Source organism: Dryocola sharpae (assembly GCF_051307055.1).
Taxonomy (GTDB): Bacteria; Pseudomonadota; Gammaproteobacteria; order Enterobacterales; family Enterobacteriaceae; genus Dryocola.
Window position 1 is genome coordinate 414714 of the sequence record NZ_CP149994.1, and the last position, 19497, is coordinate 434210.

The window sequence follows — 19497 nt, forward strand, 5'->3', positions numbered from 1 at the left end:
CTTTTTTTCGACATCCGTACTTAAAGAACATCAGTAAACGGCAATACGATTTCTAAGGGAATATTATAATACCATGCAAAATCTCTCCCCTACATCGCGCTATCAGCGGGCTCTGGCTGAGGGCAGCTACCAACCGGATGACGTTCAGCGCGAAGCTGTAACACGCCTTGAGGCTGTTTATCAAGCGCTTACCGCTAAAAGCTCAGCGTCCGCTGAAAGCGGCGGCTTGATGGCAAAGTTCGGCAAACTGCTTGGGAAACGCGCCGCGCCTGCCGGTGATGAACCCGTGCGCGGCTTATATATGTGGGGTGGCGTCGGGCGTGGAAAAACCTGGCTGATGGATATGTTCTTTCAGAGTTTACCTGGCCGACGCAAGATGCGTCTGCACTTCCACCGCTTTATGCTGCGCGTGCACGAAGAGCTTACGCAGCTGCAGGGACACAGCGATCCGCTTGAAATCGTGGCGGATGGTTTTAAGGCCGAAACCGATATCCTGTGCTTCGATGAATTCTTCGTTTCGGATATTACCGACGCCATGCTGCTGGGGACATTAATGAAGGCGCTGTTCGCCCGCGGCATTACCTTAATCGCCACGTCCAATATTCCGCCGGACGAGCTGTATCGCAACGGCCTGCAGCGGCCGCGCTTTATCCCCGCCATCGAGGCGATAAAACGACATTGTGACGTGATGAACGTGGATGCGGGCATTGATTACCGGCTACGTACGCTGACGCAGGCGCATCTGTGGCTGTCGCCGCTGGACGAGGCAACGGCACAGCGAATGGAAAGCTTATATACCGCGCTGGCGGGTACGCCGCGGGAAGGGGAGCCGACGCTTGAGATTAACCATCGCCCGCTGGCGACGTTGGGCACGGCCAGTCAAACGCTGGCGGTGGATTATCAGACGCTGTGTGTGGATGCCCGCAGCCAGCATGATTACATCGCCTTATCGCGCCTGTTTCACACCGTTATGCTGTTCAACGTGCCTGTTATGACCACCACAACCGAAAACGAAGCCCGCCGTTTTATCGCGCTGGTGGATGAATTTTACGAGCGCCACGTAAAGCTTGTGGTTTCGGCCAGCGCGCCATTATTCGATATTTATCAAGGGGAAAGGCTTAAGTTCGAGTTCCAGCGCTGCCTGTCGCGCCTGCAGGAAATGCAAAGCGAGGAGTATTTGCGCCTGCCGCACAGGCCGTAAAAACGGATATGTCGCGGGAAAGAGAAATTATGGTCGATCTTTGAGGACGACTTCTCTATAATCTTGCGACCCCACGTTACAACCAAAGTTTTTTTCCCAAAACTTTTGTCGTGCCGGCATAGGCTATTCGAAGGGGTAGGTTTGCTGGACAATGTCGCGTGAACCTCAACTGATTTTAAACGTTTGGGTGTTCACCAACGTGTAACTATATATTGGGTAAGCTTTTAATGAAAACTTTTACAGCTAAACCAGAAACCGTACAGCGCGACTGGTATGTTGTTGACGCTGACGGCAAGACCTTAGGTCGCCTGGCTACTGAACTGGCTCGCCGTCTGCGCGGTAAGCACAAAGCGGAATATACTCCGCACGTTGATACCGGTGATTACATCATCGTTCTGAACGCAGAAAAAGTTGCTGTAACCGGCAACAAGCGTACTGACAAAGTGTATTACCATCACACCGGCCACATCGGTGGTATCAAACAAGCGACCTTTGAAGAGATGATTGCCCGCCGTCCTGAGCGTGTGATTGAAATCGCGGTTAAAGGCATGCTGCCGAAAGGCCCTCTGGGTCGTGCTATGTTCCGTAAACTGAAAGTTTACGCGGGCACCGAGCACAACCACGCGGCGCAGCAACCGCAAGTTCTGGACATTTAATCGGGATTATGGCAATGGCTGAAAATCAATACTACGGCACTGGTCGCCGCAAAAGTTCCGCAGCTCGCGTGTTTATCAAACCAGGCAGCGGCAAAATCGTTATCAACCAACGTTCTCTGGAACAGTACTTCGGTCGTGAAACTGCCCGCATGGTAGTTCGTCAGCCGCTGGAACTGGTTGATATGGTTGAGAAATTCGATCTGTACATCACTGTTAAAGGTGGTGGTACTTCTGGTCAGGCTGGTGCGATCCGTCACGGTATCACCCGCGCTCTGATGGAGTACGACGAGTCCCTGCGTGGCGAACTGCGTAAAGCTGGCTTCGTTACTCGTGATGCTCGTGAAGTTGAACGTAAGAAAGTCGGCCTGCGTAAAGCACGTCGTCGTCCTCAGTTCTCCAAACGTTAATTGTTCTCTGCGTTTACGCAGAAAGGCAATTGGCAAAAAACCCGGTCCTGTACCGGGTTTTTTTATGCCCGAAATTTATATTATTGCTTTTAACTAGTTGATAGTAATTGTCTTTTTCGCAAATTACAGATCCACTCCCCACAAAACTGGTAAAATCTGGTAAACTATCAACCAATTTTCTGCCCAAATGTCGGCATCAGTTTGATTTCGCCTTGTATTCAGGCGAGCTGATGGTAGTCCGAGTGAGTTGGGTAATAAACAGTCAGGTTAGCCGCCGCTTGCGGCTATTAGCAGTATTTTCTGAATAAACTTGGAGGTTTTCATGGCTGTCGCTGCCAACAAACGTTCGGTGATGACGCTGTTTTCCGGTCCTACTGACATCTATAGCCATCAGGTACGTATCGTGCTGGCCGAAAAGGGTGTCAGCGTTGAAATTGAGCATGTGGAAACGGATAACCTGCCTCAGGATCTGATTGACCTCAACCCAAATCACAGCGTACCGACCCTGGTTGACCGCGAACTGACCCTGTGGGAATCCCGCATCATCATGGAATATCTTGATGAGCGCTTCCCGCATCCGCCACTTATGCCGGTTTATCCTGTGGCCCGTGGTGAAAGCCGTCTGTACATGCACCGCATCGAAAAAGACTGGTACACCCTGATGAATACCGTGATGAACGGTTCTGCACAGGAAGCGGACGTTGCCCGTAAGCAGCTGCGTGAAGAGCTGCTGGCCATCGCCCCGGTCTTCACCCAGAAGCCTTTCTTCCTGAGTGACGAGTTCAGCCTGGTGGACTGCTATCTGGCGCCGCTGCTGTGGCGTTTGCCGCAGATGGGTATCGAGCTTGCAGGCGCGGGTTCTAAAGAGATGAAAGGGTATATGACTCGCGTATTCGAACGTGATTCCTTCCTTGCCTCTCTGACCGAACCCGAGCGCGAAATGCGTCTGCAGACCCGAGGCTAATTGATGGATATGTCGCAATTGTCACCGCGTCGTCCCTATCTGCTCCGTGCTTTTTACGAGTGGCTACTGGATAACCAGCTCACACCGCACCTGGTTGTGGATGTGACATTGCCAGGCGTGCATGTGCCGATGGAATATGCGCGAGACGGGCAAATTGTCCTGAATATCGCGCCGCGCGCGGTAGGAAACCTGGAACTGGCCAACAACGAAGTGCGTTTTAACGCGCGCTTTGGCGGCGTGCCGCGTCAGGTATTCGTTCCTATGGCGGCGGTACTGGCGATCTACGCTCGTGAGAATGGCGCCGGCACAATGTTTGAGCCGGAAGCCAGCTATGACGGCGCTATGGAAAGCCACGGCGATGATGAACAGGCAGCATCCGATTCAGAAATGATGATGCAGGTGATCGATGGCGATCGCCCGGATCATGATGAAGATGACGATAGCCCGGATGACGATCCCCCTCCGCGCGGCGGCCGTCCGGCTCTGCGCGTAGTGAAGTAAAATCGCAAGCCAGTCATCAGACTGGCTTTTTTATTGCCCGTCCCGGCCGGCCACTTGTTTCGTAAGTCTGCAACTGCTGTGTTATGATCCGGAAGATTATTTTTCACTCCTTTCCTTAAAAACGGCCCCTTGCTGACGCTATGAGCACATTTGACGACCAGGCAGACCAGACGACTGATACCATCGGGCATGCGATGCGCCGTCGCCCGCTGGCGCGTAAAAAGCTCTCGGAAATGGTGGAAGAAGAGCTTGAGCAGATGATTCGCAGACGTGAATTTGCTGAAGGCGAGCAGCTGCCGTCCGAGCGCGAACTGATGGCCTTTTTCAACGTTGGCCGTCCTTCCGTGCGTGAGGCGCTGGCCGCGCTTAAGCGCAAAGGCCTGGTGCAAATCAGCAACGGCGAACGAGCCCGCGTTTCACGTCCTTCCGCAGACACCATCATTGGCGAGCTATCCGGCGTGGCGAAAGATTTTCTCTCCCGTCCCGGCGGCATCGCCCATTTCGAACAGCTAAGGATGTTTTTCGAGTCCAGCCTGGTGCGCTATGCGGCAGAATTTGCCACGCAGGTGCAGATTGAACGACTTGGCAAGGCGCTGGAAATGAACAGCCAGGCGCTGGACGACAACGACCTCTTTATTCGCTCCGATATCGAATTCCACCGCGAACTGGCTGAAATTCCTGCGAACCCGATCTTTATGGCCGTGCATGTCGCTTTGCTGGACTGGCTGATCGCGGCCCGTCCTGCCGTGCCGCAGGAAGAGCTTCACGCGCATAATAACGTCAGCTATCAGCAGCATATTGAGATCCTCAACGCTATCCAGGCGCGCGATCCCGACGGCGCAGAGGCCGCGCTAAAAGCCCACCTTAAAAGCGTGTTCGCCGCTTATTATGCCGCGCCACGCAAACGTAGCGCGAAGAAATAGCCTTTGCCGAGCCGTTATCGATCGTAATTTTCAGGCAACAAACGATCGACCATCGCAATTTCATATGAACAAGATCACATTCTGACGCTCTGCCGGTATGGCGTTTACTTTTCGCTCTGGTATAACAGGTATAAAGGTATATCGTTACAACTGAAACCAGAGAACAAGAGGCGTTTATGACACAGAATCTTCGGGGCGTGATGCCGGCATTGCTGACTCCCTTCAATCAACAGGAGCAGGTGGATACGGACAGCCTTCGCCGCCTTGTACGCTTCAACATAGAGCAGGGCGTGGACGGACTTTATGTGGGCGGTTCCACCGGCGAGGCATTTTTGCAAAGCGCGAAAGAACGCGAGCAGGTGCTGGAAGTCGTGGCTGAGGAGGCGAAAGGCAAGCTGACGCTGATTGCTCACGTAGGCGCTATCAGCACGCAGGAAAGCCAGCATCTGGCAGGCGCGGCGCATCGCTACGGTTTTGACGCGGTTTCCGCCGTCACGCCTTTTTACTATCCGTTTAGCTTTAACGAGCACTGCGATCATTACCGTGCGGTGATTGACGCCTCCGGCGGTCTGCCGATGGTGGTCTACAATATACCGGCTTTAAGCGGCGTAAAGCTGACGCTGGAGCAGGTCGGCACGCTGATTAATTTACCGGGCGTAGGCGCCCTTAAACAGACCTCCGGCGATCTGTATGAGATGGAAAAAATCCGCCGCGCGCATCCCGATCTGGTGCTCTACAACGGCTACGACGAAATCTTTGCTTCTGGCCTGTTGGCGGGCGCGGACGGCGGCATCGGCAGCACCTATAACGTGATGGGCTGGCGTTATCTGGCTATTAAACGTGCGATACAGGAAGGGGACATGCAGCGCGCCATGCATCTGCAGAGCGAGTGCAACAAAGTTATCGATGTGCTGATTAAAGTCGGCGTTTTCCGCGGCCTGAAAACGCTGCTGCACTACATGGATATCGTTGCCGTGCCGCTATGCCGCAAACCTTTTGCGCCGGTAGACGAGCAATACCTGCCGGAGCTGAAGGCGCTGGCGGCTCAGCTGCAGGCAGAACGCGCAACGTTCTGATCTCTGATGCCGGGCAACCGGCATTAATCAAACCTAATCAGACCTAACAAAAGGGCGGATTATTAATCCGCGCCGGGAGTGCTTTATGAATAACACTACCCAACGGATCCCATGGTATCGCCATCTGACTAAGCCGCAATGGAAGGCATTTTCCGCAGCATGGATTGGCTACCTGCTGGATGGTTTCGATTTTGTCCTGATAGCTTTAGTGTTAACTGAAATACAAAGTGAATTTGGCCTGACCACCGTGCAGGCCGCGAGCCTTATCTCCGCGGCCTTTATTTCCCGCTGGTTTGGCGGCCTGGTGCTGGGTGCGATGGGCGATCGCTACGGCCGTAAGCTTGCCATGATAACCAGCATCGTCCTGTTTTCATTCGGTACCCTGGCCTGTGGTTTCGCGCCTGGTTTTACCACCATGTTTATCGCCCGGCTGGTGATCGGCATGGGGATGGCAGGGGAGTACGGCTCCAGCGCCACCTACGTCATTGAAAGCTGGCCGAAGCATCTGCGTAACAAGGCGAGCGGGTTCTTAATCTCAGGCTTCTCCGTCGGAGCCGTGCTGGCGGCGCAGATTTATAGCGTTGTGGTACCCGTGTGGGGCTGGCGCGCGCTGTTTTTTATCGGCATTCTGCCCATTATCTTCGCCCTCTGGCTGCGTAAAAATATCCCGGAAGCGGAAGACTGGCACGAGAAGTTTGCCGATAAAAAACCGGTCAAAACCATGGTTGATATTCTCTATCGTGGCGAGCACCGCATTATCAATATTGGCTTGACCGTTATCGTGGCGACAGCGCTCTACTTCTGTTTTGCCGGCGATGTCGGCAATGCGGTTATTATCGCCGTGCTGGGGCTAATCTGTGCCGCGGTATTCATCAGCTTTATGGTGCAAAGCAGCGGTAAACGCTGGCCGACGGGCGTCACGCTTATGATTGTGGTCTTCTTCGCCTTTCTCTACTCCTGGCCGATCCAGGCGCTGTTGCCAACTTATCTGAAGACCGAACTGGCCTACGATCCCGCCACGGTGGCCCATGTGCTGTTCTTTAGCGGCTTTGGCGCGGCGGTTGGCTGCTGCGTGGGCGGTTTTCTCGGCGACTGGCTGGGAACGCGCAAAGCCTATGTATGTAGCCTGCTGGTTTCCCAGCTGCTGATAATCCCGGTGTTTGCTATCGGCGGCGGGAATATCTGGGTGTTGGGCCTGCTGCTGTTCTTCCAGCAGATGCTGGGTCAGGGGATTTCCGGTATTTTGCCGAAATTAATCGGCGGCTATTTCGATACCGAACAACGGGCGGCGGGATTAGGCTTTACGTACAACGTTGGCGCCCTCGGCGGCGCGCTGGCCCCGGTGATTGGCGCGACCATTGCCCAGCGACTGGATTTGGGAACCGCCCTGGCTTCGCTCTCGTTCAGCCTAACCTTTGTGGTTATTTTGCTAATCGGGCTGGATATGCCGTCGCGCATTCAGCGCTGGATTCATCCGCAAGCCGCGCGCACGCATGATGCTATCGACGGCAAACCTTTTAGCGGCGCGGTGCATGCGGGCAGCAAAAATGTATTAGTCGAGAAGGCGGTAAAATGACGACGCTTGCTATTGATATCGGCGGCACCAAACTCGCCGCCGCGTTAATCGACAGGGAAATGTACATTATTGACCGATGCGAACTGGCGACGCCCGCAAGCAAGACGCAGGACGCTTTGCAGGTCCGCCTGGCCGAACTGGTCGCGCCCTTTACGGCGCGTGCGCAACGCGTAGCCATTGCCTCTACCGGGATTATTCAGGAAGGTGCGCTGAACGCCATCAATCCCGACAACCTCGGCGGGCTTGCCCGTTTCCCGCTGGTTGAAGCAGTAACCCGTCTGACCCGGCTTCCCTGTATTGCCGTAAACGATGCCCAGGCTGCGGCCTGGGCGGAATATCACGCGCTGCGGGAGGACATCAGCGACATGGTGTTTCTGACGGTCTCGACGGGCGTCGGCGGCGGGATTGTCAGCAATGGCAGGCTGCTGGTCGGAACGGGAGGGCTTGCCGGCCATCTCGGCCATACGCTTGCCGATCCAAACGGGCCGCGCTGCGGCTGCGGGCGTATCGGCTGTGTGGAGGCTATAGCCTCCGGGCGAGGTATTGCGGCGGCGGCCAGGGACGATTTAGCGGGATGCGATGCAAAAACGATTTTTGCCCGCGCGCAGCAGGGGCATGCTCAGGCTGCCGCGCTAAAGCAGCGTTCGGCGCAAACGCTGGCCCGCCTGATTGCCGATATCAAAGCTTCGACGGATTGCCAGCTTGTAGTAATTGGCGGCAGCGTCGGTCTTAGCGAAGGGTATCTGGAGTTGGTGCGGGCAAACCTTAACGAGGAGCCGGCGACTTATCGTACCCGCCTGTCAGCCGCTCGCCATCAACATAATGCGGGCCTGCTTGGGGCCGCGCTGTTAGCACAGGAAGTCATGCCATGATTACCGGAGAGAGTCTTTACCCTGAATCCGCAGGCTTACCCGAGGCGCTGATTAACGCCGTTCGTCTGGCTCTGGCGCAGAAACCGGAGCGCAAGGCGCCGGGTAGCTATCCCATACAGGGTGAAAAATTATTTATGAACGTCATGGAGTTTTCCACCCAGGCTCCGGAGACGAAAAAAGCGGAGCAGCATCGGGAATATATCGATATTCAGGTGCTGCTGGCAGGAACAGAGAGGATTTATTACGGACTTTTTGAAAGCGCGCGTGAATGTGAAGAGCTGCATGTGGAGGAGGATTACCAGCTTTGCAACCGCATTGATAATGAACAACAGCTGACGCTTCGTCCCGGTCAGTTTGCCGTGTTTATGCCGCTTGAACCTCATAAGCCCGGCTGCGTGGTTTCCCGGGCGGAAACCATTAAGAAAGTCGTGATTAAGCTGCATCGCAGCGCGCTGGAAGCATAAAAAAGCCCGGAGGCGGTGACGCCTCCGGGCTGAACAATCTGGTGGATGGCGCTGCCGCTTATCCACCCTACGCTTTAAACGATTCCGTAGGTCGGGTAAGCGCCAGCGCCACCCGACACAACAATAAGCACGGTTCCCGTAGGTCGGATAAGCAAAGCGCCGCCCGATACAACAGTCACCACATTCCGTAGGTCGGTTAAGCGAAGCGCCACCCGACACAACAGTCACCATATTCTGTAGGTCGGGTAAGCAAAGCGCCACCCGACACAACAGTAACCACATTCCGTAGGCCGGGTAAGCGAAGCGCCACCCGACACAACAGCCACCATATTCTGTAGGTCGGGTAAGCAAAGCGCCACCCGACACAACAATAAGCACGGTTCCCGTAGGCCGGATAAGCGAAGCGCCACCCGACACAACAGTCACCATATTCTGTAGGTCGGGTAAGCAAAGCGCCACCCGACACAACAATAAGCACGGTTCCCGTAGGTCGGGTAAGCGAAGCGCCACCCGACACAACAATCACCACATTCTGTAGGCCGGGTAAGCGAAGCGCTACCCGACACAACAATAACCACATTCCGTTGGTCGGATAAGCAAAGCGCCACCCGACGCAACAATAAGCACGGTTCCCGTAGGTCGGGTAAGCGCCAGCGCCACCCGACGCTAATTACACTTCGAGGAAGTTCAGGATCCCATCCGCCGCCTTGCGGCCTTCGGCAATCGCCGTCACTACCAGATCAGAGCCACGCACCGCATCGCCACCGGCAAAGATTTTCGGGTTGCTGGTCTGGAACGCGTTTTCGCTGCCTTCCGGCGCGATGATGCGGCCCTGGCCGTCCAGCTCAACGCTGTGTTTTTCCAGCCACTGCATGCTGTGCGGACGGAAACCAAACGCCATGATCACCGCATCGGCAAGCACCACGTGCTCTGAGCCCGCGATGATTTCCGGACGTCGACGCCCGTTGGCATCCGGCGCGCCCAGCTCGGTGCGGACAAATTTCACGCCCGACACTTTACCGTTGGCGTTAATTTCCACGCCCAGCGGCTGCACGTTGAACTGGAACTCCACGCCCTCTTCGCGCGCGTTTTTTACTTCGCGGCGTGAGCCCGGCATGTTCTCTTCGTCACGACGATAAGCACAGATAACGTGCGTTGCGCCCTGGCGAACGGAAGTACGCACGCAGTCCATCGCGGTATCGCCGCCGCCCAGCACGACAACGCGTTTGCCAGCCATGTTCACATACGGCTCTTCGGCGGAGTCGCCAAAGCCCATGATCTGTTTGGTGTTAGCGATAAGGAACGGCAGGGCGTCGAACACGCCCGGCGCATCTTCATTCTCTAAACCGCCGCGCATCGACTGATAGGTGCCCACGCCGAGGAACACGGAATCAAACTCGCTCAGCAGGTCATCGATTTGCACATCGCGACCCACCTCGGTATTGAGTTTAAATTCGATGCCCATGCCGCTGAAGATTTCACGGCGCTTGGTCATCACTTCTTTTTCCAGTTTGAACGCCGGGATACCGAAGGTCAGCAGGCCGCCGATCTCCGGATGACGGTCATAAACCACCGCTTTCACGCCGTTACGCGCCAGCACGTCCGCGCAGGCCAGCCCGGCAGGTCCCGCGCCGATAATCGCCACGCGTTTACCGGTTTGCTTCACGCCGGTCAGGTCCGGTTTCCAGCCCATCTCGATCGCTTTATCGTTGATATAGCGCTCGATATTGCCGATGGTGACCGCGCCAAACTCGTCGTTAAGCGTACAGGATCCTTCACACAGGCGATCCTGCGGGCAAACGCGGCCGCACACTTCCGGCAGGCTGTTTGTCTGATGCGACAGTTCAGCCGCTTCAATAATGCGCCCTTCGTTGGCAAGCTTCAGCCAGTTTGGAATGTAGTTATGCACCGGGCATTTCCATTCGCAGTAAGGGTTGCCGCACGACAGGCAGCGATCCGCCTGCGCCTTGGCCTGGCCTTCTGAGAACGGCTCGTAAATTTCTACAAATTCAATTTTACGGATCTTAAGCGGTTTCTTTGGCGGATCAACGCGCTGTAAGTCGATAAATTGATATACGTTTTGACTCATCGTGACCTCTTACTGCGCCTGCACCCGCAACTCGGCAGCGCTTCGACTACGGTGACCCAACAATGCTTTGACATCGCTGGACTTCGGTTTAACCAGCGTGAATTTCGCCGCAAAGGCTGGCCAGTTCGCCAGGATCTCTTCGCCGCGCTGGGAACCCGTAAGCTGCACGTGCTCGGTGATCATGCCGCGCAGATGCTCTTCATGGATTGCCAGCTCTTCAACGCCCAGCAGCTCAACCAGCTCGGGGTTAACGCGCTTACGGAAATCGCCGTCTTCGTCCAGCACATAGGCGAAACCGCCCGTCATGCCGGCACCGAAGTTAACGCCGGTTTTACCGATGACGCAGACGATGCCGCCGGTCATGTATTCACAGCCGTTGTCGCCAATGCCTTCCACCACGGTGATAGCGCCGGAGTTACGCACCGCGAAACGCTCGCCCGCGCGGCCTGCGGCATACAGCTTGCCGCCGGTTGCGCCGTACAGGCAGGTATTGCCGATAATCGTCGCTTCGTGGCTGCGGAAGGCGGAACCCACCGGAGGACGCAGAGAAATCAAGCCGCCCGCCATGCCTTTGCCGACGTAGTCGTTGGCGTCGCCGGTCAGGTGCAGCTCAACGCCGCCCGCGTTCCATACGCCGAAGCTCTGCCCCGCGGTACCGTTGAAGTGCGCTTTGATCGGATCCGCGGCCAGTCCCTGGTCGCCGTTGTGCTGTGCGATATAGCCCGAGAGCATCGCGCCGACTGAGCGGTCGGTATTGCGGATATCAAACCAGAAGGTTTTGCTCTGCCTGTCGTCCACATACGGCTTCGCCTGAGCCAGCAGCTGCGCGTTCAGATCGCCTTTATCGAACGGCGGGTTATGTTCGGTGCAGTAAACCGCTTTGCCCGGCATAGGTTCAGCCGTTTTCAACAGGTTCGACAGATCCAGGTTTTGCTGTTTGGCGGTGAAGCCGTCCAGCTCTTTGAGCAGGTCGGTGCGGCCAATCAGGTCCACCAGACGTTTCACGCCCAGCTGCGCCATGAGCTCACGCGTTTCACGGGCGATGAAGTCAAAGTAGTTGGTCACGCGGAACGGCAGGCCGTGATAGTGATTCTTACGCAGCTTTTCGTCCTGGGTTGCAACGCCCGTCGCGCAGTTGTTGAGATGGCAAATACGCAGGTATTTACAGCCCAGCGCAACCATCGGCCCGGTGCCGAAGCCGAAGCTTTCCGCACCCAGAATCGCAGCCTTGATGATATCCAGGCCGGTTTTCAGACCGCCATCCACCTGCAGGCGGATTTTGTGGCGCAGACCGTTGGCGACCAGCGCCTGCTGCGTTTCTACCAGGCCCAGCTCCCACGGACATCCCGCGTATTTCACGGAGGAGAGCGGGCTTGCGCCTGTACCGCCGTCGTAGCCGGCGATCGTAATCAGATCCGCATAGGCTTTCGCCACGCCGGTCGCGATGGTGCCGACGCCCGGTTCAGACACCAGCTTCACGGAGATCATCGCTTTCGGGTTGACCTGTTTGAGGTCGAAAATAAGCTGCGCCAGATCTTCGATAGAGTAGATATCGTGGTGCGGCGGAGGTGAAATCAGCGTAACGCCCGGCACGGAATAACGCAGTTTTGCGATATACGGCGTGACTTTATCGCCCGGCAGCTGCCCACCTTCACCCGGCTTCGCGCCCTGGGCGACTTTGATCTGGATGACGTCGGCGTTGACCAGATAAGACGGCGTTACGCCGAAGCGGCCGGAAGCCACCTGCTTGATGCGGGACACTTTGTTGGTGCCGTAACGCGCAGGATCTTCGCCGCCTTCGCCGGAGTTAGAGTTTCCGCCGATGCTGTTCATCGCTTCCGCCAGGGATTCATGCGCTTCCGGGCTCAGCGCGCCGATAGACATGGCCGCGGTGTCGAAGCGTTTAAACAGCTCGGTGGCTGGCTCAACTTCCTCAATGCGCACGCTCTCGCCCTGCGGATTCAGCGCGAGCATATCGCGCAGCGTTGCCACCGGGCGCTCGTTTACCAGCTTCGCATACTGCTGATAATCGGCATACTCGCCGCTCTGCACCGCTTTTTGCAGCGTCTGCACCACGTCCGGGTTGTAGGCATGATATTCGCCGCCGTGGACATACTTCAGCTGCCCGCCCTGATCCAGCGGCTTACGCACCAGCCACGCGCGTTTCGACAGGTTCAGCAGATCCTGCTGGAAGTCGCTAAAGCCCGCGCCGCCGATACGGCTGACAACGCCCTGGAAACACAGCTCGGAAACGTCTTTATGCAGGCCAACGGCCTCAAATAGCTTCGAGCAACGGTAAGAGGCGATAGTCGAGATGCCCATTTTGGACATGATCTTGTACAGCCCTTTGTTGATGCCGTTGCGATAGTTCTGCATCACCGTGCGGTAATTTTTATCGAGAGCGCCGGTATCCACCAGTCTTGCCAGCGATTCGTAGGCGAGATACGGATAGATTGCCGTTGCGCCGAAGCCCAGCAGCACCGCGAAATGATGTGGATCGCGGGCGCTTGCGGTTTCAACGATGATATTGGCGTCGCAGCGCAGGCTCTTCTCAACGAGGCGAGTCTGAATCGCGCCGACCGCCATCGGCGCCGGAACCGGCAGGCGATTTTTGGCAATATTGCGGTCAGAAAGAACCAGCAGAACGGTGCCGTTACGTACCATGCGTTCGGCTTCGTCGCACAGCGCGCTTACGAATTCGTGCAGCGATCTCTGCGTCACATCGTAAGTAATGTCCAGCGTGTCGGCGCGATAGTGTTGCTCTTCCAGCTGGGTTAGCTGCTGGAAGTCAGACCACAGCAGAATCGGCGATTTAAAGCTCAGGCGGTGCGCTTGGCCTTCTGCTTCGCAGAAGACGTTCATCTCACGGCCGATGCTGGTGGCAAGCGACATAACGTGCGCTTCACGCAGCGGATCGATCGGCGGGTTCGTCACCTGCGCAAACTGCTGACGGAAGTAATCGTAAATAATGCGCGGCTGGCTGGAGAGTACGGCAAACGGGGTGTCGTCACCCATCGAACCGACCGCTTCCTGGCCGTTTTCACCCAGCACGCGCAGGATGGAGTCCACCTCTTCGCTGCTGTAGTTGAACTGTTTCTGATAGCTTGCCAGCGTATCGTCATCCAGCTCACGGGCGCCCACCTCTTCGTCCGGCAGCTCTTCAAACGGCACCAGGCGACGCACGTTGTTTTCCATCCACTCTTTATAAGGGTGGCGGCTTTTTAGCTCTTCGTCGGTTTCTGCCGAGTGGAGAATGCGGCCGATACGGGTGTCGATAACCATCAGCTCGCCCGGGCCAACGCGGCCTTTTTCCACCACTTCGTCCGGCTGGTAATCCCAGATGCCGACTTCAGAGGCGCAGGTGATGAGCTTGTCTTTGGTGATAACGTAGCGCGCAGGACGCAGGCCGTTTCGGTCCAGGTTACAGGCGGCGAAACGTCCGTCGGACATCACGATACCGGCCGGGCCGTCCCACGGCTCCATGTGCATGGAGTTAAAGTCAAAGAAGGCGCGCAGCTCCGGATCCATATTCGGGTTATTCTGCCAGGCCGGCGGCACCAGCAAACGCATCGCGCGAACGATGTCCATCCCGCCTGCTAATAGCAGCTCAAGCATATTATCCAGCGAGCTGGAGTCGGAGCCGGTCTCGTTAACGAATGGAGCGGCAGACTGCAAATCAGGGATCAGCGGAGTCTGGAATTTATAGGTACGCGCGCGCGCCCACTGCCGGTTACCGGTAATGGTGTTGATTTCACCGTTATGGGCCAGGTAGCGGAACGGCTGCGCCAGCGGCCAGCGCGGCACGGTATTGGTGGAGAAGCGCTGGTGGAACAGGCAAATGGCCGATTCCAGACGCAGATCCGCCAGGTCCAGGTAAAAGCGCGGCAAATCTGCCGGCATACACAGACCTTTATAGATGTTCACCAGGTTTGAGAGGCTACAAACGTAGAAGTCTTTATCCTGGATGCGTTTCTCAATGCGGCGGCGGGCGATAAACAGGCGACGTTCCATATCACGCGGACGCCAGCCGGCCGGGGCATTAACAAAAATTTGTTCGATGCGAGGCTTTGAGGAGAGGGCGATTTCACCGAGCACGTCTTCATTAGTTGGCACTTCGCGCCAGCCGACGATCGACAGGGTTTCGTTTTGCAGCTCTTCTTCAACAATGCGGCGACTGGCGTTGGCTAACGCGTCGTCTTTATTTAAGAAAATCATGCCAACGGCATAATTTTTGGCTAAACGCCAGCCGCGCTCTTCCGCAACGATGCGGAAAAAGCGATCGGGTTTTTGTAACAGCAGGCCGCAACCGTCACCGGTCTTGCCATCGGCGAGTATCGCGCCGCGGTGCTGCATTCGGGCCAGTGCGTGAATAGCAGTACGCACTACCTTGTGGCTAGGTTCGCCTTCTATGTGGGCGATCAGGCCGAAACCACAGTTATCCTTCTCAAGGGATTTATCGTACAACATATCAGTGAACCTCCCCAGGCTCTACGTGATTCCCGATACCGTTTGCGCGTGGGCACAGCAAGGGCATGGCGACGGGGTTTGCGCATCTACGCTTACCTCGCGTGTCGCCCTCTTAAAATGCAACGCATCCGGTTTCACAAGTATGAGGACTTGCTTTAGAGGGAATCTTAATTACTGCATAAATATGATGGGCACAGAACCCACCCAGAAAGCTTCCAGCGGATTTCCAAGTTATCGGGAAAGCGCACACAGGTCAAATGGCATTCTTATTTCTCCGAAACTGTGCTACGTGCTAGTTAACTTTTTGATAATTATGATTATTGGTGCTTTTTTGGCGCGATTAAACCGCCGTTAAACGAGCCGGGTTATGTGATCTCTCTCACTGTCTGAAAGGCGCCGGAATTACAGACCATGCTGGCATTAATGATATTATTAGCATGTTGTGCTGCCATATTGGCTGCGCGTGCAGCATGACACTGTTTTTAACCAGGCGTCATATTCTTTCAACAAAGGGCGTCAACATAAGGAAAAGTAATTATCTGCGCAATGCGTAGAATTCCATTAATTATGAATGATTATGCAAAAAGGTAAGGCTGCGCCAGGCGATTGATCCAGGTCATCGCGGCGTTGGGCAGAAAATGGCAGGCTGGGCCCCAGTTTTGCTGACAAGCCTCCTTAAGGCGTGCTTTTCTGAAGCTTGCGCTTAACTGCGGAAAAACAAAACGTTTTCAAAGAAATATTCAGCATTCGTCAGCATCCGCGAAGCAATGCGGGCTGCCAGACGTCTTTAATATCCTTTTTGGACCGGCCCTTCAGATTATGCAGTTACAGAAATTAGTCAACATGTTTGGCGGGGATCTTACTCGCCGCTACGGGCATAAAGTCCATAAGCTCTCCCTTCACGGCGGTTTCAGCTGCCCGAATCGCGACGGCACCCTTGGCCGCGGCGGATGCACGTTCTGCAATGTCGCCTCCTTTGCCGACGAAACGCAGCAGCACAGCTCCATCGCTGAACAGCTCGCGCATCAGGCGAAGCTGGTAAACCGCGCGCAGCACTATCTCGCTTATTTCCAGGCCTACACCAGCACATGGACGGAAGTGCAGGTGCTGCGATCGATGTATCAGCAGGCCGTCAGCCAGGCGAGCATCCTTGGTCTTTGCGTGGGAACCCGTCCTGACTGCGTGCCGGAGAACGTGCTGGATTTGCTCAGCGATTACCGCGAGCAAGGCTATGAAATCTGGCTGGAGCTGGGTTTACAGACCGCAGATGATAAAACGCTGCGCCGCATCAATCGCGGCCATGACTTTGCCTGCTATCAGGAGACGACACGGCGAGCCCGTAAACGCGGGCTGAAAGTTTGCAGCCATCTCATCGTTGGGTTACCGGGTGAAGAGCAGGCGCACTGTATGGCAACGCTTGAGAAAGTCGTGGCGACGGGCGTGGACGGCATTAAGCTTCATCCGCTGCATATCGTCGCGGGCAGCACCATGGCAAAAAGCTGGCAGGCGGGGCGTTTACGGGGCATTGAATTAGCAGATTATACGGCGACTGCCGGAGAGATGATTCGCCATACGCCGCCGGACATCGTCTTCCATCGAATTTCCGCCAGCGCCCGCCGCCCAACCCTGCTTGCGCCGCTGTGGTGCGAGAATCGCTGGACCGGGATGGTCGAAATCGACAGGTATTTGCTTGCGCATGGCGTACAGGGATCGGCCCTGGGTACGCCGTGGGATCCCATTCTTCTCTCGTAATTCCTGAGCGTTACCTCTTTTTGCGGTATATTTAGCGGACTGTTGGCGAAGGGAAAGTTTCATGAAGCAAATCCGGTTACTGGCGCAGTACTACGTTGATTTAATGGTGAAGCTCGGCCTGGTGCGCTTTTCGTTGCTGCTGGCTTCGGCGCTGGTGGTGCTGGCTATCGTTGTGCAGATGGCGGTCACCATGCTGCTGCGCGGCCAGGTGGAGAGCATCGATGTGGTGCGCTCAATCTTCTTCGGCCTGCTGATTACGCCCTGGGCGGTCTATTTTCTTTCGGTGGTGGTTGAGCAGCTTGAAGAGTCGCGCCAGCGGCTGTCAAAGCTGGTCGAAAAACTTGAAGAGATGCGCGAGCGCGACTTAAAGCTCAACGTGCAGCTTAAAGACAATATCGCCCAGCTCAATCAGGAAATTGCCGATCGCGTGAAAGCGGAAGATGAACGCCAGACCATGCTTGAGCAGCTCAAAGTGGAGATGCAGGAGCGTGAAGAGACGCAGATTCTCCTTGAGCAGCAATCCTCGTTTCTGCGCTCCTTCCTGGACGCTTCACCGGATCTGGTGTTCTACCGCAACGAAGATAAAGAGTTCTCCGGCTGTAACCGCGCCATGGAGCTGCTGACCGGGAAAAGTGAAAAACAGCTCATCAGCCTCAGGCCGCAGGAGGTCTATTCGCCGGAGGCGGCGCAAAAAGTGATCGAGACCGATGAAAAGGTCTTCCGCCACAACGTTTCTTTGACCTATGAACAGTGGCTGGATTATCCGGACGGACGCAAGGCGTGTTTTGAAATCCGCAAAGTGCCGTATTACGACCGGGTAGGCAAGCGTCACGGCCTGATGGGCTTTGGGCGCGACATTACCGAACGTAAACGCTATCAGGATGCCCTGGAGCGCGCCAGCCGCGACAAAACCACCTTTATCTCCACTATCAGCCATGAGCTGCGCACGCCGCTAAATGGCATCGTCGGGTTAAGCCGTATCCTGCTGGATACCGAGCTGAATACCGAGCAGACAAATTACCTGAAAACGATTCACGTTTCGGCCATCACGCTTGGCAATATCTTCAACGATATTATCGACATGGATAAGCTTGAGCGTCATAAGGTCCAGCTTGACAACCAGCAGGTCGATTTCACCAGCTTCCTTGCCGATCTTGAAAATCTTTCCGGCCTGCAGGCGCAGCAGAAAGGGCTGGCGTTCGTCATGGAGCCAGCGCTGCCGTTGCCACATAAAGTGGTTACCGACGGCACGCGCCTGCGCCAGATCCTGTGGAATCTCATCAGTAACGCCGTGAAGTTTACGCCTAAAGGCGGGCAGGTTACGGTACGCGTGCGCTATGAAAATGAGAGCAGCCTGCGCATTGAGGTTCAGGATTCCGGCATCGGTATTCCGCAGCCCGAGCAGGATAAGATCTTCGCGATGTATTACCAGGTAAAAGACAGCCAGGGGGGGAAACCCGCCACCGGCACCGGTATCGGGCTTGCGGTTTCACGGCGCCTCGCGAAAAGCATGGGCGGGGATATTACCGTCAGCAGTAAGCCAGGTGAAGGGTCGCTGTTCACGCTGACCGTGCAGGCCCCGCGCGTGGCGGAAGAGGTTGAAGATACCCTCGAAGATGACGACATGCCGTTGCCGGCGCTGCACGTGCTGCTGGTGGAAGATATTGAGCTGAACGTTATCGTTGCCCGCTCGGTGCTGGAAAAGCTCGGCAACAGCGTTGATGTCGCCATGACGGGCAAAGAGGCGCTGGCGAAATTTACGCCGGGCGAGTATGACCTGGTGCTGCTGGATATTCAGCTCCCGGATATGACCGGGCTGGATATCTCCCGGGAGCTGAACGCCCGCTTTGGCAAAGCAGATCTTCCGCCGCTGGTCGCGCTGACGGCGAACGTGCTGAAAGACAAAAAAGAGTATCTGGATGCCGGCATGGACGACGTGCTGAGCAAGCCGCTTGCGGTGCCGGCGTTGATGGCCGTCATCCAAAAGTTCTGGGATAACCAACAGCCTGAGATAAAAAAGGAGCCCGTAATGACTCAAGTGGATAGTGCAAAACAGCAAGCGTTACTTGATATACCGATGCTCGAACAGTACATGGAATTAGTCGGACCGAAGCTCATTACCGATGGTCTGGCGATGTTTGAAAAAATGATGCCGGGTTATTTAGCCATTCTGGAGTCTAATATGACCGCCCGCGACTGGAAAAGCGTGGCTGAGGAAGGGCATAAAATTAAAGGCGCCGCAGGATCGGTCGGCCTGCGCCATTTGCAGCAGATTGCCCAGCAAATCCAGTCGCTGGATCTGCCTGCATGGTCGGATAATGTGGGGGAATGGATTGAAGAGCTGAAACAGGAGTGGCAGCACGATGTAGACGTGCTGAAGGCCTGGGTTGCGAACGCCCCCAAAAAATGACCCCGGATAAACCGGGGTGCGCGAATACTGCGCCAACACCAGGGAAACAGTGGGTTGCGCCGATTATTTATAAATTGTCATCAAGCGGCACAACCCGTCATCCGCGAGTTGCTCAAAATTAAGATAGCAAAACTTAAAA

Annotated in this window: 14 protein-coding genes; 12 read left to right on the plus strand and 2 right to left on the minus strand. The window is 55.8% G+C overall.

Annotated features, from left to right (window positions below; translation table 11 throughout):
* Positions 1 to 73: 73 nt before the first annotated feature.
* The 10 genes from zapE (at position 74) to nanQ (ending at position 8640) form a co-directional block, all read left to right on the plus strand.
* On the plus strand, positions 74 to 1201 hold the full coding sequence (zapE, locus tag WLO31_RS01990) for a cell division protein ZapE (protein ID WP_435928865.1): 1128 nt from the start codon (positions 74 to 76) through the stop codon (positions 1199 to 1201).
* A 227-nt stretch (positions 1202 to 1428) separates the two neighbouring features.
* Positions 1429 to 1857, plus strand: coding sequence for a 50S ribosomal protein L13 (gene rplM / locus WLO31_RS01995; RefSeq protein ID WP_167614560.1), 429 nt, complete (start codon positions 1429 to 1431; stop codon positions 1855 to 1857).
* A 14-nt stretch (positions 1858 to 1871) separates the two neighbouring features.
* On the plus strand, positions 1872 to 2264 hold the full coding sequence (gene rpsI, locus WLO31_RS02000) for a 30S ribosomal protein S9 (RefSeq protein WP_064543072.1): 393 nt from the start codon (positions 1872 to 1874) through the stop codon (positions 2262 to 2264).
* A gap of 322 nt (positions 2265 to 2586) precedes the next feature.
* Positions 2587 to 3228, plus strand: a complete 642-nt coding sequence (sspA, locus tag WLO31_RS02005; protein ID WP_435928866.1) for a stringent starvation protein SspA — start codon at positions 2587 to 2589, stop codon at positions 3226 to 3228.
* A gap of 3 nt (positions 3229 to 3231) precedes the next feature.
* Entirely contained in the window at positions 3232 to 3729 is a 498-nt protein-coding gene (gene sspB / locus WLO31_RS02010) for a ClpXP protease specificity-enhancing factor (protein ID WP_435928867.1), read from the plus strand.
* A gap of 140 nt (positions 3730 to 3869) precedes the next feature.
* A complete protein-coding gene (locus WLO31_RS02015) occupies positions 3870 to 4652 on the plus strand; it encodes a transcriptional regulator NanR (protein ID WP_435928868.1) in 783 nt (260 codons plus the stop codon).
* 176 nt (positions 4653 to 4828) lie between these two features.
* Positions 4829 to 5728, plus strand: coding sequence for an N-acetylneuraminate lyase (gene nanA / locus WLO31_RS02020; RefSeq protein ID WP_435928869.1), 900 nt, complete (start codon positions 4829 to 4831; stop codon positions 5726 to 5728).
* A gap of 85 nt (positions 5729 to 5813) precedes the next feature.
* On the plus strand, positions 5814 to 7304 hold the full coding sequence (locus tag WLO31_RS02025) for an MFS transporter (protein ID WP_435928870.1): 1491 nt from the start codon (positions 5814 to 5816) through the stop codon (positions 7302 to 7304).
* Complete coding sequence (nanK, locus tag WLO31_RS02030) at positions 7301 to 8176, plus strand: N-acetylmannosamine kinase (RefSeq protein ID WP_435928871.1); 876 nt, start codon at positions 7301 to 7303, stop codon at positions 8174 to 8176. The genes WLO31_RS02025 and nanK overlap by 4 nt, the downstream gene beginning before the upstream one ends.
* Positions 8173 to 8640 carry an N-acetylneuraminate anomerase gene (gene nanQ / locus WLO31_RS02035; RefSeq protein ID WP_435928872.1) on the plus strand — a complete coding sequence of 156 codons (468 nt, stop codon included), beginning with the start codon at positions 8173 to 8175 and terminating at the stop codon, positions 8638 to 8640. Before nanK ends, nanQ begins: the two co-directional genes overlap by 4 nt.
* A gap of 670 nt (positions 8641 to 9310) precedes the next feature.
* On the opposite strand, the gene WLO31_RS02040 is transcribed toward nanQ, so the two are convergent.
* Together WLO31_RS02040 and gltB are read right to left on the minus strand one after the other, a co-directional pair.
* Positions 9311 to 10729, minus strand: coding sequence for a glutamate synthase small subunit (locus tag WLO31_RS02040; RefSeq protein ID WP_435928873.1), 1419 nt, complete (start codon positions 10727 to 10729; stop codon positions 9311 to 9313).
* Positions 10730 to 10738: 9 nt separating this feature from the next.
* Positions 10739 to 15196 (minus strand): glutamate synthase large subunit, encoded by a 4458-nt coding sequence (gltB, locus tag WLO31_RS02045; protein ID WP_435928874.1) that lies wholly within the window; start codon positions 15194 to 15196, stop codon positions 10739 to 10741.
* 819 nt (positions 15197 to 16015) lie between these two features.
* On the opposite strand from gltB, the gene WLO31_RS02050 reads away from it, so the two are divergent.
* On the plus strand, positions 16016 to 16948 hold the full coding sequence (locus WLO31_RS02050; protein ID WP_435928875.1) for a TIGR01212 family radical SAM protein: 933 nt from the start codon (positions 16016 to 16018) through the stop codon (positions 16946 to 16948).
* A gap of 61 nt (positions 16949 to 17009) precedes the next feature.
* Positions 17010 to 19358: an aerobic respiration two-component sensor histidine kinase ArcB gene (gene arcB / locus WLO31_RS02055; RefSeq protein ID WP_435928876.1), complete on the plus strand. Its 2349-nt coding sequence runs from the start codon at positions 17010 to 17012 to the stop codon at positions 19356 to 19358.
* Positions 19359 to 19497 lie beyond the last annotated feature (139 nt).